Genomic DNA, 16,251 nt, shown 5'->3' on the forward strand with positions numbered 1-16,251 from the left:
CGCATTGGGATCGGTTGAAGCTTGCGCGACGAAGGGCTGTTGGTGACCTCGACGCTGCCCGCCGGGCTGGTGGCCACCGCCGTGGTTTCGGCGTCCAGCGCTAACCTCGGCCCGGGCTTTGACAGCATCGGTCTGGCCTTGAGTCTCTGCGACGAAATCACCGTGGAGACAACACCTTCCGGCTTGTCGGTTACGGTCGAGGGTGAAGGCGCCGGCCAGCTACCGGCGGGTCCCGACCATCTGGTGGTGCGCGCTCTCGAGCGCGGCCTGCAAGCCGTCGGGGTCCGCGCTCCCGGCCTCGCGGTGCGCTGCCGCAACGCCATCCCGCACTCCCGCGGCCTGGGCTCGTCCGCGGCGGCGGTGGTCGGCGGCCTTGCGGCCGCGAATGGCCTTGTCGCGCAGACGGATTGGGACCCGCTCGACGATACTCAGCTGATTCAGCTGTCCTCGGAATTCGAGGGTCATCCCGACAACGCGGCGGCCGCTGTGCTGGGCGGGGCAATCGTGTCGTGGGTTGACCGCAGCGGTGATCACCCTCGGTACGCGGCGGTGCCGCTGCGGCTGCACCCCGAAATCCACCTGTACTGCGCCGTTCCCGAGGACCGCTCCCTGACCGCGGAGACCCGCGTGCTGCTGCCGGCGCAGGTCAGCCATGACGAGGCACGCTTCAACGTCAGCCGCACCGCGTTGCTGGTGGTCGCACTCACCGAACGCCCCGACTTGCTCATGGCGGCCACCGAGGATGTGCTCCACCAGCCGCAGCGCGCGCCGGCCATGCCCGCCTCGGCGGAATATTTGCGTCTGTTGCGGCGTTATGACGTGGCAGCGACGCTATCCGGGGCTGGTCCATCGCTCATCGCGATGACCACGGCGGCGGAGTTGCCCTCGGAGGTGGTGCAGTACGGCGCCACCAACGGATTTGCCCTCTTCAAGATGGCCGCCGGCGAACGAGTTCGCTGGAGTCCGGGAGTCGCCGTCGCGGGTTGATCAACAGCGTGGCCGGAGGGTTTGCTTGCTTCCAGCAGGGATGGGGGCTATCCTCGGAGCCGTCCAGCAATCGCAGCATCTGCATCTGCATCCATACTGCCTTGCCGCTAGGACAACACCAATTCTTCTCGTGGACGAGGTTCGCCGTTTACTCCGCCGATCCAGGCGATCACCGTTGCAGAGTCGATGATTGGGCGCACTCGGCAATTTGGCTGAATGCAACGAACCCCCCTATGACGTGATCAGCGGGGGAAGAAAGGAACTCCGTGACTGATACGGACCTGTTCACGGCTGGCGAAAACACTGACGCCAATCAACTGTCTAATGCCGTGACCACCACCGACACTCCCGACGCGAAGACGAACGCTCCGGCCGGTGCCTTGTCCACCATGGTGCTGCCCGAGCTACGCGCGCTGGCCAACCAGGTCGGCGTCAAGGGGACGTCGGGCATGCGTAAGAACGAACTGATCGCCGCGATCAAGGAAGTCAGGGGACGGGCCAACGGCGCTCCCGCCAACGGCACGAAGTCCGCTGAGGACAGCGGTAAGTCGGACATCAAAGTCAACGACGCCAAAGACAACAAGGACGACAGCGGCGCTGAAGCACCGCCGGCCAAGGAAAGCCAGAACGGTGCCACCACCGAGGCGCCCCGCCGCGAACGACGCGGCGCGTCCCGCGACGCCGGATCGGCCGCCCGCGGCAACGACGACGCCGATCGCGAGCGCACCGCCAGCCGAGAGGGCGGCGCCACCGGCGAGACCGACGGCCGCGAGCAAGGCAAGCAAGACAAAGACACCCAGAGCGAAGACCGCGGCCAGGGCGGCGGCAACGAGGATCAACAGAACTCCGGCGGCCAGCAGGGGCGCGGTGGGTCGAACCAGCAGGACGACGACGGCGAAGGACGTGGGGGCCGGCGGGGACGCCGCTTCCGCGACCGCCGGCGCCGGGGCGAGCGATCCGGCGAGGGCGGCGATGCCGAACTGCGCGACGACGACGTCGTTCAGCCCGTAGCCGGCATTCTTGACGTCCTCGACAATTACGCCTTCGTGCGGACGTCCGGTTACCTGGCCGGTCCGCATGACGTCTACGTGTCGATGAACATGGTGCGCAAGAACGGCCTGCGCCGCGGTGACGCCGTCACCGGCGCGGTGCGCGTGCCGAAGGAAGGCGAGCAGCCCAACCAGCGCCAGAAGTTCAACCCGCTGGTGCGCCTGGACAGCGTCAACGGTGGCTCGGTCGAGGACGCCAAGAAGCGGCCCGATTTCTCCAAGCTGACGCCGCTGTACCCCAACCAGCGGCTTCGTCTGGAAACCACGCCCGACCGGCTGACCACTCGGGTCATCGACCTGATCATGCCGATCGGGAAGGGCCAGCGTGCGCTGATCGTGTCGCCGCCCAAGGCGGGTAAGACGACGATCCTGCAGGACATCGCGAACGCGATCACCAGGAACAACCCGGAATGCCACCTCATGGTCGTGCTCGTCGACGAGCGGCCCGAGGAGGTCACCGACATGCAGCGTTCGGTCAAGGGTGAGGTCATCTCCTCGACCTTTGACCGGCCGCCGTCCGATCACACCCAGGCCGCGGAGCTGGCCATCGAGCGGGCCAAGCGGCTCGTCGAGCAGGGCAAGGACGTCGTCGTGCTGCTGGACTCGATCACCCGCCTCGGGCGCGCCTACAACAACGCGTCGCCGGCGTCGGGCCGCATCCTGTCCGGTGGTGTCGACTCCACCGCGCTGTACCCGCCCAAGCGCTTCCTGGGGGCCGCGCGCAACATCGAGGGGGGCGGCTCGCTGACCATAATCGCCACCGCGATGGTCGAGACCGGGTCCACCGGTGACACGGTCATCTTCGAGGAGTTCAAGGGCACCGGTAACGCCGAGCTCAAGCTGGACCGCAAGATCTCCGAACGGCGGGTCTTCCCGGCGGTCGACGTGAACCCCTCCGGTACCCGCAAGGACGAACTGCTGCTGTCGCCGGACGAGTTCGGCATCGTGCACAAGCTGCGCCGTGTGCTGTCGGGCCTGGATTCCCACCAGGCCATCGACCTGTTGATGTCGCAGCTGCGCAAGACGAAGACCAACTACGAGTTCCTGGTTCAGGTGTCCAAGACGACGCCTGGGATGGACAACGACTAGCCCGGTCGGAGAGACCTGAGCGCACCCGGGAATGCGCGGGCGCGGCTCGCTGTTTGGGATGATGGCGGTTGACCTGGCATAATCGGGGCTCGATTATCCGCCAACCGCATGAGGTTCGGAGTTCACGCCCGACCGTCTGATTCCTGGACGGGGGCGGGCGACAAACGATCGAAGAGGACACCATGAAAGCTGACATTCACCCCGCTTACGCGGAGACCACGGTGCTCTGCGGGTGCGGTAACACGTTCCAGACCCGCAGCACCAAAGAGGGCGGTCACATCACCGTCGAGGTCTGCTCGCAGTGCCACCCCTTCTACACCGGCAAGCAGAAGATTCTGGACAGCGGTGGCCGGGTCGCGCGCTTCGAGAAGCGCTACGGAAAGCGCAGCACCGGAGCTGCTGCCGACAAATAGCTCGGTTTCCGACGCCCGAACTGTGCGTGCAGTCGCACAGGCCGGGCGTCGGTTTGCGTTTGCGGCAGTGACGGGCGACAGCGAGGCAGGAGGTGTGGCATGACGAAGCCGGTACAGACCATTGACGTGCTGCTGGCCGAGCACGCCGACCTCGAGCAACGGCTGGCCGACCCCGAACTGCACAGCAACCCCGACGAGGCCCGCAAGGCCGGACGCCGGTTCGCGCGGCTGGCCCCGATCGTCGGCACCTACCGCAAGCTGATGGCCGCCCGCGAGGACCTCGAGGCCGCACGCGAGCTGGCCGCCGACGACGATTCGTTCGCCGCCGAGGCGGCCGACCTGGAATCCCGGGTGGCCGAGTTGGACACTGCGCTCACCGACATGTTGGCCCCGCGCGACCCGCACGACGCCGACGACATCGTGCTCGAGGTCAAATCCGGGGAGGGTGGTGAAGAGTCGGCGCTGTTCGCCGCCGACCTGGCCCGGATGTACATTCGCTACGCCGAGCGGCACGGCTGGACCGTCACCGTGCTCGACGAAACCACCTCGGACCTCGGCGGTTACAAGGACGCGACGCTGTCCATCGCCAGCAAGGGTGATTCGGCGGACGGGGTCTGGTCGCGGATGAAGTTCGAGGGCGGGGTGCACCGCGTGCAACGCGTCCCGGTGACGGAATCCCAAGGCCGCGTTCATACTTCGGCGGCGGGTGTGCTCGTGTACCCCGAACCCGAAGAAGTCGGCGAGGTGCAGATCGACGAGTCGGACCTGCGCATCGATGTCTATCGCTCTTCGGGGAAGGGCGGCCAGGGTGTCAACACGACCGACTCCGCGGTGCGAATCACGCATCTGCCCACCGGAATCGTGGTGACCTGTCAGAACGAGCGCTCCCAGTTACAGAACAAGGCGCGGGCGCTGCAGGTGCTGGCGGCTCGCCTGCAGTCATTGGCCGAAGAGCAGGCGCTGGCCGATGCGTCGGCGGACCGGGCCAGCCAGATCCGCACGGTGGACCGCAGCGAGCGCATCCGCACCTACAACTTCCCGGAGAACCGGATCGCCGACCACCGCATCAACTTCAAGTCACACAATCTCGATCAAGTGCTCGACGGCGACTTGGACGCGTTGTTCGACGCCCTGGCCGCGGCCGACAAGCAAAGCCGGCTGCAACAAGCATGACGTCCCCGCGATGCAGAGGGAAGCGCTGAGGATGATTCAGCTCAGTCTGCGGCGCGCGATCGACGATGCGGCGGCCATCCTCGCCGACGCGGGAATCGATTCTGCGCGTTGGGATGCCGAGCAGCTGGCCGCGCACCTGGCGGGCGTCGACCGCGGTCGCCTGGCCGTGCTGGAATCGCCCGGCGAGAACTTTTTCGGGCGGTACCGCGACGCCGTGGCCGCCCGGTCGCGACGTGTGCCGCTGCAGCATCTGCTGGGGACGGCGGCGTTCGGGCCGGTGCTGCTGCGCGTCGGCCCTGGCGTATTCATACCCCGACCCGAAACCGAGGCGCTGCTGGAATGGGCTGGCGCGCAACAACTGACGCCACGGCCGGTGATCGTCGACCTGTGCACCGGGTCCGGCGCCTTGGCGGTGGCGCTGGCCCACCACCGGCCGGGGGCGCGCATCATCGCCATCGATGTCTCCGACGCCGCTCTCGAGTACGCGCGCCGCAACACCGAGGGCACCGCGATCGAGGTCGTGCGGGCCGACATCACCGAGCCCGGCGTGCTCCCGGAACTGGACGGTCAGGTCGACTTGGTCGTGGCCAACCCGCCCTATGTTCCCGACGGCGCCGTGCTGGATCCTGAAGTCGCCCAGCATGATCCCCACCAAGCGGTGTTCGGCGGGCCGGACGGTCTGGCGGTGATCGCTCCGATCGTCGGCCTCGCCGGCCGCTGGCTGCGCGCCGGAGGGCTGATCGGCGTCGAGCATGACGACACCACCTCGCGGGAGACGGTGGAATTGTTCGAGCGCACGGGGCTTTTCGAGGACGTCCGGGCGCGGCATGATCTGACCGGCCGGCCACGCTTCGTGACGGCCCGCAAGAAGTCGGCCGTTGGGACGAGTGGCGCCGATGACGCGCGTCGCGACGATGCAGAGCGCAGCGATGAGGAGGAGTGGCGCCGATGACAGACGTTTTTGACTGCGCCGATCCCGAACAGCGCGCACTCGGAATCGCCGCGGCGGCGGGAGCTCTCAAGGGCGGGCGACTCGTGGTCATGCCGACCGACACCGTGTACGGGATCGGCGCCGACGCCTTCAACAGCGCCGCGGTCTCGGCGCTGCTCTCGGCAAAGGGGCGGGGCCGTGACATGCCGGTGGGCGTGTTGGTCGGCTCCTGGCACACCATCGAGGGACTCGTCTACACCATGCCGGACGGCGCCCGCGATCTGATCCGCGCGTTCTGGCCGGGCGCACTCAGCCTGGTCGTGACCCAGGCGCCGTCGTTGCAGTGGGATCTCGGCGACGCCCGCGGCACCGTGATGCTGCGGATGCCGCTGCACCCGGTCGCCATCGAGCTCCTGCGTGAGGTGGGGCCGCTGGCGGTGTCCAGTGCCAACATCTCGGGCCGTTCGGCCGCCGTGGACGCCGGCGAGGCGCGCAGTCAACTCGGCGATCTCGTCGACGTATACCTGGAAGCGGGCCCGTCCGAGCAGGGCGCCGCCTCCACGATCGTGGACCTGACCGGCGCCGCGCCGCGCATCCTGCGGCCGGGCCCGGTGAGTGCCGAGCGCATCGCCGAGGTGCTCGGCATCGATCCGGAAACCCTGACCGCCCAGGCCTGACTGGAGCGGTTGTCGAGCTCCCAGGTTGGTGCACTACGGTCTCGTTGGTGTCCAGCGATGTGACCAACCTTGCCGGTGGTTTGCTCGCCCTTTCTGATCGCGGCGCCGGTGTTCCGCTGCGCGAGCTGGCGCTGGTGGGATTGACCGCGGCGATCATCACCTATTTCGCCACCGGACCGGTCCGCGTGCTGGCGACCCGGCTGGGCGCCGTCGCCTATCCGCGGGAACGCGACGTTCATGTGACGCCCACCCCGCGCATGGGCGGGCTGGCGATGTTCCTCGGCGTCGTCACCGCCGTGTTCCTGGCCTCCCAGCTTCCGGCGCTCACCCGCGGGTTCGTTTACTCCACCGGCATGCCCGCGGTCCTGGTGGCCGGCGCGGTCATCCTGGGGATCGGGCTGATCGACGACCGTTGGGGTCTGGATGCCCTGACCAAGTTCGCCGGCCAGATCACCGCGGCCAGCGTGCTGGTCACCATGGGCGTGGCCTGGAGCGTCCTGTACATCCCCATGGGCGGGGTCGGCACCATCGTGCTCGACCAGGCCTCGTCGATCCTGCTGACACTGGCGCTGACCGTATCGGTGGTCAACGCGATGAACTTCGTCGACGGGCTCGACGGGCTGGCCGCCGGGCTGGGCCTCATCACCGCGTTGGCGATCTGCATGTTCTCGGTCGGGCTGCTCCGCGACCACGGCGGCGACGTCCTGTTCTATCCGCCGGCGGTGATCTCGGTGGTGCTCGCCGGGGCGTGTCTGGGCTTTCTCCCACACAACTTTCATCGCGCCAAGATCTTCATGGGCGACTCCGGCTCGATGCTGATCGGCCTGATGCTCGCCGCCGCGTCCACGACGGCGGCCGGCCCCGTTTCGCAGAACGCCTACGGCGCCCGCGACGTGTTTGCCCTGCTGTCACCCTTCCTGCTGGTGGCGGCGGTGATCTTCGTGCCGATGCTCGATCTGCTGCTGGCGATCGTGCGTCGCACCCGCGCGGGCCGCAGCGCGTTCAGCCCCGACAAGATGCACCTGCATCACCGGTTGCTGCAGATCGGCCATTCGCACCGCCGCGTGGTGTTGCTGATCTATCTGTGGGTCGGCATCGTCGCGTTCGGCGCGGCGAGCACGATCTTTTTCCGTCCCCGCGACACCGCCGCGGTCATGCTGGGCGCCATCGTGGTCGCCGGTGTCGCCACGGCGATCCCGCTTTTGCGCCGGCGCGACGAGTACTACGACGAGGAGTAGTAGTAGGGGCCTATTGTGTGGTACGGTCCAGGTAGAACCCCAAAAAGCCGCACAGGCAACCGGCCCCTCGGAGGCTAATCCGATCGGGCTGGTTCAAGACCGGCCTCGGGAGATACCCCTTGGGTGATTCAACTGTGACGTGCGATACGCTCGGCGGGCCACCGATCAGTCGGTCGAGGGGTTCCCGTATCACCAACCTGGGATTGAGGTGCTGCAGTGACGACACCAGCGCAGGACGCGCCGTTGGTGTTTCCCTCTGTTGCTTTCCGTCCGGTTCGGCTCTTCGCGATCAGCATTGCCATCACGGCGGTGGCGGTGCTCGCCGCCGGATTGTCCGGGCACTTGATGGTCGGCGTCTTCTTCGGGATCGGGCTGCTGCTGGGTTTGCTCAACGCGGTACTGGTGCGCCGCTCCGTTGAGTCGATCACCGCGAAGGACCACCCGCTGAAAAGGTCGTTGGCCGTCAACTCGGCGTCACGGCTGGCCATCATCACCATCGTCGGGCTGATCATTGCCTACGTCTTCCGGCCTGCCGGCCTGGGCGTGGTGTTCGGGCTGGCGCTGTTCCAGATCCTCTTGGTGGCATCGACGGCGCTGCCGGTGTGGAAGAAGCTGCGCGCCGGCGACTGGGCGGAATCCGCGGACGGTGCCGGAAGCAACGCAGGAACGGAAGGTACGGAAGGAAGGAACACCACCGATGCCTGAGACGACGTTCCTGGCCGAAGGCGCGATCGAGGTCGGCGAACACAGCCACGCCACCTGGCTCGGCATGACCGTCAACACCGACACCATCCTGTCGACGGGGATCGCCGCGCTGATCGTGCTCGCGCTGGCCTTCTTCCTACGGGCGAAGATCACCTCGACCGGCGTCCCGAGCGGCGTGCAGTTGTTCTGGGAGGCCATCACGGTCCAGATGCGCGATCAGATCGAGGCCGCGGTGGGCATGCGCATCGCGCCGTTCGTGTTGCCGCTCGCGGTCACCATCTTTGTGTTCATCCTGATCTCCAACTGGCTGTCGGTGCTCCCGCTGCAATACACCGACGCCGCCGGGCACACCACCGAGTTGCTGAAGTCGGCGGCGGCGGACATCAATTACGTTCTGGCGCTGGCCCTTTTCGTCTTTGTCTGTTACCACGTGGCCGGCATCTGGCGCCGCGGCGTCGTCGGACACCCGCTCGCCGTGCTCAAAGGCCACGTGGCGTTCCTGGCGCCGATCAACGTCGTCGAGGAGTTGGCCAAGCCAATCTCGTTGTCACTCCGACTTTTCGGCAACATCTTCGCCGGCGGCATCCTGGTCGCGCTGATCGCGCTGTTCCCGCCGTACATCATGTGGGCGCCCAACGCGATCTGGAAAGCCTTCGACCTGTTCGTCGGGGCGATCCAGGCCTTCATCTTCTCGATTCTGACCATCTTGTACTTCAGTCAAGCCATGGAGATCGAGGATCACCATGACTAAAGCCAGCATGAATTGTTTTGTCCCACGCACCATTACAGAGGCCTGGTAGACCCCTACCAGATATCAAGGAGGATAAGAATGGCTCTGGACCCCCAAGTCGCTGCCGCTGCACTCATCGGCGGTGGACTCATCATGGGCGGCGGCGCGATCGGTGCCGGTATCGGTGACGGTATCGCCGGCAACGCGCTGGTTTCCGGGATCGCCCGGCAGCCCGAGGCGCAAGGCCGGCTGTTTACGCCGTTCTTCATCACCGTCGGTCTGGTTGAGGCGGCCTACTTCATCAACCTGGCCTTCATGGCGCTGTTCGTCTTCGCCACGCCCGTCGGCACCTAGTTCGCTGTGATGGGTGACGCGAGCCTGAGCGTTCTGGCGTCCAGCCAGGTGGTGGCAGAGGGAGGCAACAACTTCCTCGTTCCCAACGGCACCTTCTTCTTCGTGCTGGCCATCTTCCTGATCGTGCTGGCCGTCATCGGCACGTTCGTCGTGCCGCCGGTCATGAAGGTGTTGCGCGAGCGCGACGCCATGGTCGCCAAGACGGCCGCCGACACCAAGAAGGCGGCCGAGCAGTTCGAAGCCGCCCAGGCCGATTACGAAGAAGCCATGACCGAAGCCCGAGTGCAGGCGTCGTCGTTGCGCGACAACGCGCGCGCCGAGGGCCGTAAGGTCTTGGAAGACGCGCGCGCCCGGGCCGAGCAAGAGGTGTCCTCGACGTTGCAGCTGGCCGCCCAGCAATTGAAGCGGGAAAGGGACGCCGTGGAACTGGATTTGCGTGCCAACGTGGCGTCCATGGCGGCGACGTTGGCCAGCCGAATCCTCGGCGTCGATGTCGCCCCCGCCGCAGCGACCACATCCGCAACCAAGACATCCGGACGGTAATCACGTATGTCGACTTTCATCGGCCAGTTGGTGGGCTTTGCGGCCATCGTGTTCCTGGTGGTGCGTTATGTCGTGCCGCCGGTGCGTCGCTTGATGGCCGCGCGGCAAGCCGCGGTGCGCCAACAATTGAAGGACGCGGCCGCGGCGAGCGATCGGTTGACCGAGTCGACCACCGCGCACAGCAAGGCCGTGGAGGACGCCAAGGCCGAGTCGAAACGCGTTGTCGAAGAGGCGGAGTCGGACTCCAAGCGCATCACCGAACAGTTGGGGAACCAGGCCGGCGTCGAGGCGGAACGCATCAAGTCGCAGGGCGGCCGCCAGGTCGACCTGCTGCGCACCCAGCTGAGCCGTCAGCTCCGCTTGGAGCTCGGTCACGAAGCGGTGCGCCAGGCGGGCGAGCTGGTGCGTAACTTCGTCGCCGACGCCGCACAGCAATCGGCCACGGTGGATCGATTCCTCGACGACCTCGACGCGATGGCGCCCGCCTCGGCCGAGGTCCAGTATCCGCTGATGACCAAGATGCGCTCGTCGAGCCGCGTCGCGCTGACCAACCTGCAGGAGCGGTTCAGCACCCTCGCCAAAGACCTTGACAACAAGGGGCTTTCCACCCTGTCCGGTGAACTCGTCGCCGTGGCCCAGACGCTGGATCGCGAAATCGTTGTCACGCGGTATCTCACCGTGCCCGCCGAGGATGGGGCGCCCAGAGCCCGATTGATCGAGCGGTTGCTCGCCGGCAAGGTCGGCGACCCGACCCTCGACGTTCTGCGCGCTGCCGTATCGGAGCGTTGGTCGGCCAACTCCGACCTCATCGACGCCCTCGAGCACGTGTCGCGGCAGGCGCTGCTCGAAGTTGCCGAACGTGAGGACAAAGTCGACGACGTCGAGGAACAGCTGTTCCGGTTCTCCCGCATCCTGGACGCGCAACCGCGACTGGCCATCCTGCTGGGCGACTACGCCGTTCCGGTGGAAGGCCGAGTTGCGCTGCTGCGCAAGGTGCTCGACAGCGCGAGCGCCAGGGTCCAGCCGATCGTGGCCGCACTGCTGACCCAGACGATCGAGTTGCTCAGGGGCCAGCCCGCCGAGGAGGCCGTCCAGTTCCTCGCCGAGGTTGCGGTGGCGCGTCGCGGCGAAGTCGTTGCGCACGTCAGCGCGGCAGCCGAACTGAGTGACGCCCAGCGCACCCGCCTCACCGACGTGCTCGGTCGCATCTACGGTCATCCGGTCGCGGTGCAGCTGCAGGTCGACAGCGAACTGCTGGGCGGACTGCTCATCTCCGTGGCTGACGAAGTGATCGACGGGACGCTCGCGTCCCGTCTGACCGCGGCCGAGGCGCAGTTGCCCGACTGACCACCTGACCAATCACAAACCATTCCGACACAAGCGTTACGAAGATCAAGTAGGAAGACGAAAAGCCATGGCCGAGTTGACAATCTCCGCTGATGACATTCAGAGCGCCGTCGAGGAGTACGTAGGCTCTTTCACCTCCGACACCGCCCGCGAAGAGGTCGGTACCGTCGTCGACGCCGGTGACGGCATCGCCCACGTCGAAGGCCTGCCGTCCGTCATGACCCAGGAGTTGCTCGAGTTCCCCGGCGGCGTGCTCGGCGTGGCGCTCAACCTCGACGAGCACAGCGTCGGCGCGGTGATCCTGGGTGACTTCGAGAAGATCGCAGAGGGCCAGCAGGTCAAGCGCACCGGCGAGGTCCTCTCGGTCCCCGTCGGCGATGCGTTCCTGGGCCGTGTGGTCAACCCGCTGGGCCAGCCGATCGACGGCCAGGGCGACATCGAAACCGACATCCGGCGCGCCCTGGAGATCCAGGCGCCCTCGGTGGTTCAGCGGCAAAGCGTGAAAGAGCCGCTGCAGACCGGGATCAAGGCCATCGACGCGATGACGCCGATCGGCCGCGGCCAGCGCCAGCTGATCATCGGTGACCGCAAGACCGGCAAGACCGCCGTCTGCGTCGACACCATCCTCAACCAGCGGCAGAACTGGGAGACCGGCGACGAGCAAAAGCAGGTGCGCTGCGTGTATGTGGCCATCGGCCAGAAGGGCACCACGATCGCCTCGGTGCGGCGCGCGCTCGAAGAGGGCGGCGCGATGGACTACACCACCATCGTCGCGGCGCCGGCGTCGGACTCCGCCGGGTTCAAATGGCTTGCGCCCTACACCGGTTCGGCGATCGCCCAGCACTGGATGTACGACGGCAAGCACGTGCTGATCGTCTTCGACGACCTGAGCAAGCAGGCCGAGGCCTACCGCGCGATCTCGCTGCTGCTGCGCCGCCCGCCCGGCCGCGAGGCCTACCCGGGTGACGTGTTCTACCTGCACTCAAGGCTTTTGGAGCGTTGCGCCAAGCTTTCCGACGAGCTCGGTGGCGGCTCGTTGACCGGCCTGCCGATCATCGAGACCAAGGCCAACGACATCTCGGCCTACATCCCCACCAACGTCATCTCGATCACCGACGGGCAGTGCTTCCTCGAGTCCGACCTGTTCAACCAGGGTGTGCGGCCGGCCATCAACGTCGGTGTCTCGGTGTCCCGCGTGGGCGGTGCCGCGCAGATCAAGGCGATGAAGGAGGTGGCGGGTTCGCTGCGTTTGGACCTGTCGCAATTCCGCGAACTGGAATCGTTCGCCGCCTTCGCCTCCGACCTCGACGCGACGTCGAAGGCTCAGCTCGACCGCGGTGCACGGCTGGTGGAGCTGCTCAAGCAGCCGCAGTACCAGCCCATGCCCGTTGAGGAGCAAGTGATTTCGATCTTCCTCGGCACCGGTGGTCACCTGGACTCGGTGCCGGTGGAGGACGTCCGGCGCTTCGAAACCGAACTGCTGGACCACATGCGGGCCTCCGAAGAGAAGATCCTGTCGGGGATCCGCGACACCCAGAAGCTCTCCGACGAGGCGGCCGAAGAACTCGAGAAGGTGATCAACAACTTCAAGAAGGGCTTCGCTGCCACCGGTGGGGGATCGGTGGTGCCCGACGAGCACGTCGAGGCGCTCGATGAGGGCGAGCTGGAAAAGGAATCGGTGAAGGTCAAGAAGCCTGCACCCAAGAAGGCAAAGAAGTAGCAACCTATGGCTGCCACACTTCGTGAATTACGCGGACGCATCCGCTCGGCCGGGTCGATCAAAAAGATCACCAAGGCCCAGGAGTTGATCGCGACATCGCGGATCGGTCGGGCGCAGGCTCGGCTGGACTCCGCCAGGCCGTACGCCTTTCAGATCACCGCGATGCTCACCACGCTGGCCGCCGAGGCCGCGCTGGACCACCCGTTGCTCGTCGAGCGGTCCGAGCCGAAGCGTGCGGGCGTGCTGGTGGTGACTTCTGACCGGGGTCTGTGCGGTGCCTACAACGCGAGCATCTTCCGCCGGGCCGAGGAGCTCTTCTCCTTGCTGCGGGAACAGGGCAAGACGCCGGTGCTGTACGCCGTCGGCCGTAAAGCGCTGAATTACTACACGTTCCGCAACTGGGACATCAAAGGGTCCTGGACCGGTTTTTCCGAGCAACCGCAGTACGAGAACGCCGCCGAGATCGCCGAGACGTTGGTCGAAGCATTCATGCTGGGCACCGGCGACGAGGACGACGGTCAGTCTGACGCCGAGGGTGTCGACGAGTTGCACATCGTCTACAGCGAGTTCAAGTCGATGTTGTCGCAGGCGGCGGTCGCCCACCGGATCGCCCCCATGGTGGTCGAATACGTCGAGGAACAGCCCGAAGTGCGGACGTTGTATTCGTTCGAGCCGGACGCGACAACGCTTTTCGAGTCGCTGCTGCCGCGGTACTTGACCACCCGCGTTTACGAGGCGCTGCTCGAATCGGCGGCATCGGAGCTGGCGTCGCGCCAGCGCGCGATGAAGTCGGCCACCGACAACGCAGACGACCTCATCAAGGCCCTGACGCTGATGGCGAACCGCGAGCGGCAGGCCCAGATCACCCAGGAGATTAGCGAAATCGTCGGTGGCGCAAACGCGCTCGCCGACGCCCGCTAGGTAGCACCACTAGGAAGCGAAAGAAAATATGCCTGCTACGACAGCAACCGACGAGAAGTCCACGAAGTCGGCCAAGAGCGACACCAGCGGCCGGGTGGTACGGGTCACCGGGCCGGTCGTCGACGTCGAGTTCCCGCGGGGGTCCGTGCCGGAACTGTTCAACGCGCTGAACGCGGAGATCACGTTCGAGGAACTGGCGAAGACGCTCACGCTCGAGGTCGCCCAGCACCTCGGGGACAACCTGGTGCGCACCATCTCGCTGCAGCCCACCGACGGCCTGGTGCGTGGGGTCGAGGTGACCGACACCGGTCGTTCCATCTCGGTGCCCGTCGGCCAGGAGGTCAAGGGCCACGTGTTCAACGCCCTGGGGCACTGCCTGGACAAGCCGGGCTACGGAGAAGACTTCGAGCACTGGTCGATTCACCGCAAGCCGCCGCCGTTCGAAGAGCTCGAGCCGCGCACCGAGATGCTCGAAACGGGTCTGAAGGTCGTCGACCTGCTCACCCCGTATGTGCGTGGTGGCAAGATCGCGCTGTTCGGTGGTGCGGGCGTGGGCAAGACCGTGCTCATCCAGGAGATGATCAACCGTATTGCCCGTAACTTCGGTGGTACGTCAGTGTTCGCCGGGGTGGGGGAGCGCACCCGTGAGGGCAACGACCTCTGGGTCGAGCTGCAAGAAGCCAACGTGCTCAAGGACACCGCGCTGGTGTTCGGTCAGATGGACGAGCCGCCCGGCACTCGTATGCGGGTGGCGCTCTCCGCGCTGACCATGGCCGAGTGGTTCCGTGACGAGGCCGGCCAGGACGTGTTGTTGTTCATCGACAACATCTTCCGGTTCACTCAGGCCGGTTCGGAGGTGTCGACGCTGCTCGGTCGTATGCCGTCGGCGGTCGGTTACCAGCCCACGCTGGCCGACGAGATGGGTGAGCTGCAGGAGCGCATCACCTCGACCCGTGGCCGGTCGATCACGTCGATGCAGGCGGTCTACGTGCCCGCCGACGACTACACCGACCCGGCGCCGGCGACGACCTTCGCGCACCTGGACGCCACCACCGAGCTGTCGCGTTCGGTGTTCTCCAAGGGCATCTTCCCCGCGGTGGACCCGCTGGCCTCGAGCTCGACGATCCTCGACCCGAGTGTCGTCGGTGACGAGCACTACCGCGTGGCGCAGGAAGTCATCCGAATCCTGCAGCGGTACAAGGACCTTCAGGACATCATCGCGATCCTCGGTATCGACGAGCTGTCCGAAGAGGACAAGCAGCTCGTGCAGCGCGCACGGCGCATCGAGCGGTTCCTGTCGCAGAACATGATGGCGGCCGAGCAGTTCACCGGTCAGCCGGGTTCGACGGTACCGCTGAAGGAGACCATCGAGGCGTTCGACCGCGTGACCAAGGGCGAGTTCGACCACGTGCCCGAGCAGGCCTTCTTCTTGATCGGTGGCCTGGACGACTTGGCCAAGAAAGCAGAGAGCCTTGGCGCCAAGCTCTAACTTGCAGCCGGGCCGAAACCGGCCCGCAAGCTATCGAAGGGGTCTGTGGCATGGCCGAATTGAACGTTGAGATCGTCGCCGTTGACCGAAAGATCTGGTCGGGTGAGGCAACCTTCCTGTTCACCCGCACCACCGTCGGTGAGATCGGCATCATGCCCCGGCACATCCCATTGGTGGCGCAATTGGTCAACGACGCAATGGTGCGCGTCGAACGAGAGGGCGACGACGATCTACGGATCGCGGTGGACGGCGGATTCCTGTCGGTCACCGAGGAGGCGGTGACCATCCTCGCGGAATCCGCCGAGTTCGAGTCGGAAATCGACGAGCACGCGGCCAGAGAGGCTTCTGAGTCGGACGATCCGCGTATTGCCGCCAGGGGGCGCGCCCGATTGCGCGCCGTCGGCGCGATCGACTAACCGCCGATGAGCGCGCCCATGACCGCCATGGTCGTGCTCGTCGTCGTGCTGGCGGCCGCCGTTGTCGCGCTGAGTTATCGGCTGTGGAAGCTGCGTCAGGGCGGCACCGCCGGGATCATGCGAGACATCCCCGCGGTGGGTGGTCACGGGTGGCGACACGGGGTAATCCGTTACCGCGGCGGCGAAGCCGCGTTCTACCGGCTTTCCAGTCTGCGATTGTGGCCGGACCGACGGTTGAGCCGGCGGGGCGTGGAGATCGTGGCCAGGCGCGCGCCGCGCGGCGACGAGTTCGACATCATGACCGACGAGATCGTCGTCATCGAGCTGCGCGATACCACCCAGGACCGCCGGTCCGGCTACGAGATCGCGTTCGACAAGGGCGCGTTGACCGCGTTCCTGTCCTGGCTGGAGTCGCGTCCGTCGCCGCGTTCGCGCCGGCGCAGCATCTAGGCCGCATCACCAAACGTGT

General features: G+C 66.3%; 17 protein-coding genes. All 17 read left to right on the plus strand.

The genetic code is table 11. From position 1 onward, the window contains the following. The first annotated feature begins 39 nt into the window (after positions 1-39). The 17 genes from thrB (at position 40) to AC0KTM_RS04865 (ending at position 16,232) form a co-directional block, all read left to right on the plus strand. Positions 40-987, plus strand: a complete 948-nt coding sequence (thrB, locus tag AC0KTM_RS04785; protein ID WP_425326385.1) for a homoserine kinase — start codon at positions 40-42, stop codon at positions 985-987. A gap of 266 nt (positions 988-1,253) precedes the next feature. After that, positions 1,254-3,125 carry a transcription termination factor Rho gene (rho, locus tag AC0KTM_RS04790; protein WP_472415081.1) on the plus strand — a complete coding sequence of 624 codons (1,872 nt, stop codon included), beginning with the start codon at positions 1,254-1,256 and terminating at the stop codon, positions 3,123-3,125. A 182-nt stretch (positions 3,126-3,307) separates the two neighbouring features. Then, positions 3,308-3,538, plus strand: coding sequence for a 50S ribosomal protein L31 (gene rpmE, locus AC0KTM_RS04795; protein ID WP_225326719.1), 231 nt, complete (start codon positions 3,308-3,310; stop codon positions 3,536-3,538). Positions 3,539-3,637: 99 nt separating this feature from the next. Further along, complete coding sequence (prfA, locus tag AC0KTM_RS04800) at positions 3,638-4,711, plus strand: peptide chain release factor 1 (RefSeq protein ID WP_225326718.1); 1,074 nt, start codon at positions 3,638-3,640, stop codon at positions 4,709-4,711. 34 nt (positions 4,712-4,745) lie between these two features. Then, positions 4,746-5,663, plus strand: coding sequence for a peptide chain release factor N(5)-glutamine methyltransferase (prmC, locus tag AC0KTM_RS04805; RefSeq protein ID WP_472417377.1), 918 nt, complete (start codon positions 4,746-4,748; stop codon positions 5,661-5,663). Beyond that, complete coding sequence (locus AC0KTM_RS04810) at positions 5,660-6,319, plus strand: L-threonylcarbamoyladenylate synthase (protein ID WP_225326716.1); 660 nt, start codon at positions 5,660-5,662, stop codon at positions 6,317-6,319. The genes prmC and AC0KTM_RS04810 overlap by 4 nt, the downstream gene beginning before the upstream one ends. A 44-nt stretch (positions 6,320-6,363) precedes the next feature. Continuing rightward, positions 6,364-7,557: a glycosyltransferase family 4 protein gene (gene rfe, locus AC0KTM_RS04815; protein WP_225326715.1), complete on the plus strand. Its 1,194-nt coding sequence runs from the start codon at positions 6,364-6,366 to the stop codon at positions 7,555-7,557. Positions 7,558-7,773: 216 nt separating this feature from the next. Further along, the gene (locus AC0KTM_RS04820) at positions 7,774-8,262 is read left to right on the plus strand and encodes an ATP synthase subunit I (protein ID WP_238958056.1); all 489 of its coding nucleotides are present in this window, start codon (positions 7,774-7,776) and stop codon (positions 8,260-8,262) included. Continuing rightward, positions 8,255-9,013, plus strand: coding sequence for a F0F1 ATP synthase subunit A (gene atpB, locus AC0KTM_RS04825; RefSeq protein WP_238958055.1), 759 nt, complete (start codon positions 8,255-8,257; stop codon positions 9,011-9,013). Before AC0KTM_RS04820 ends, atpB begins: the two co-directional genes overlap by 8 nt. Positions 9,014-9,097: 84 nt before the next feature. Next, the gene (locus tag AC0KTM_RS04830) at positions 9,098-9,346 is read left to right on the plus strand and encodes a F0F1 ATP synthase subunit C (protein ID WP_024636915.1); all 249 of its coding nucleotides are present in this window, start codon (positions 9,098-9,100) and stop codon (positions 9,344-9,346) included. 9 nt (positions 9,347-9,355) lie between these two features. Then, the gene (locus tag AC0KTM_RS04835; RefSeq protein WP_225326712.1) at positions 9,356-9,889 is read left to right on the plus strand and encodes a F0F1 ATP synthase subunit B; all 534 of its coding nucleotides are present in this window, start codon (positions 9,356-9,358) and stop codon (positions 9,887-9,889) included. 6 nt (positions 9,890-9,895) lie between these two features. Beyond that, positions 9,896-11,236 carry a F0F1 ATP synthase subunit B/delta gene (locus tag AC0KTM_RS04840; protein ID WP_225326711.1) on the plus strand — a complete coding sequence of 447 codons (1,341 nt, stop codon included), beginning with the start codon at positions 9,896-9,898 and terminating at the stop codon, positions 11,234-11,236. A gap of 67 nt (positions 11,237-11,303) precedes the next feature. Next, on the plus strand, positions 11,304-12,956 hold the full coding sequence (gene atpA, locus AC0KTM_RS04845; RefSeq protein ID WP_225326710.1) for a F0F1 ATP synthase subunit alpha: 1,653 nt from the start codon (positions 11,304-11,306) through the stop codon (positions 12,954-12,956). Between the two features lie 6 nt (positions 12,957-12,962). Then, a complete protein-coding gene (locus tag AC0KTM_RS04850; RefSeq protein WP_225326709.1) occupies positions 12,963-13,877 on the plus strand; it encodes a F0F1 ATP synthase subunit gamma in 915 nt (304 codons plus the stop codon). Between the two features lie 28 nt (positions 13,878-13,905). After that, entirely contained in the window at positions 13,906-15,366 is a 1,461-nt protein-coding gene (gene atpD, locus AC0KTM_RS04855) for a F0F1 ATP synthase subunit beta (protein WP_225326708.1), read from the plus strand. Between the two features lie 50 nt (positions 15,367-15,416). Next, entirely contained in the window at positions 15,417-15,782 is a 366-nt protein-coding gene (locus AC0KTM_RS04860; protein ID WP_238958053.1) for a F0F1 ATP synthase subunit epsilon, read from the plus strand. 6 nt (positions 15,783-15,788) lie between these two features. Next, on the plus strand, positions 15,789-16,232 hold the full coding sequence (locus AC0KTM_RS04865) for a DUF2550 domain-containing protein (protein WP_225326706.1): 444 nt from the start codon (positions 15,789-15,791) through the stop codon (positions 16,230-16,232). Positions 16,233-16,251 lie beyond the last annotated feature (19 nt).

It is taken from the genome of Mycobacterium sp. NTMscope_Eco_3, assembly GCF_976985685.1.

Excerpts from the sequence above, each read along its gene's own strand:
- rpmE (WP_225326719.1), top strand. The coding sequence starts at position 3,308 with ATGAAAGCTGACATTCACCCCGCTTACGCGGAGACCACGGTGCTCTGC.
- prfA (WP_225326718.1), top strand. The coding sequence starts at position 3,638 with ATGACGAAGCCGGTACAGACCATTGACGTGCTGCTGGCCGAGCACGCC.
- AC0KTM_RS04810 (WP_225326716.1), top strand. The coding sequence starts at position 5,660 with ATGACAGACGTTTTTGACTGCGCCGATCCCGAACAGCGCGCACTCGGA.
- atpB (WP_238958055.1), top strand. The coding sequence starts at position 8,255 with ATGCCTGAGACGACGTTCCTGGCCGAAGGCGCGATCGAGGTCGGCGAA.
- AC0KTM_RS04835 (WP_225326712.1), top strand. The coding sequence starts at position 9,356 with ATGGGTGACGCGAGCCTGAGCGTTCTGGCGTCCAGCCAGGTGGTGGCA.
- AC0KTM_RS04840 (WP_225326711.1), top strand. The coding sequence starts at position 9,896 with ATGTCGACTTTCATCGGCCAGTTGGTGGGCTTTGCGGCCATCGTGTTC.
- atpA (WP_225326710.1), top strand. The coding sequence starts at position 11,304 with ATGGCCGAGTTGACAATCTCCGCTGATGACATTCAGAGCGCCGTCGAG.
- AC0KTM_RS04850 (WP_225326709.1), top strand. The coding sequence starts at position 12,963 with ATGGCTGCCACACTTCGTGAATTACGCGGACGCATCCGCTCGGCCGGG.
- atpD (WP_225326708.1), top strand. The coding sequence starts at position 13,906 with ATGCCTGCTACGACAGCAACCGACGAGAAGTCCACGAAGTCGGCCAAG.
- AC0KTM_RS04860 (WP_238958053.1), top strand. The coding sequence starts at position 15,417 with ATGGCCGAATTGAACGTTGAGATCGTCGCCGTTGACCGAAAGATCTGG.
- AC0KTM_RS04865 (WP_225326706.1), top strand. The coding sequence starts at position 15,789 with ATGAGCGCGCCCATGACCGCCATGGTCGTGCTCGTCGTCGTGCTGGCG.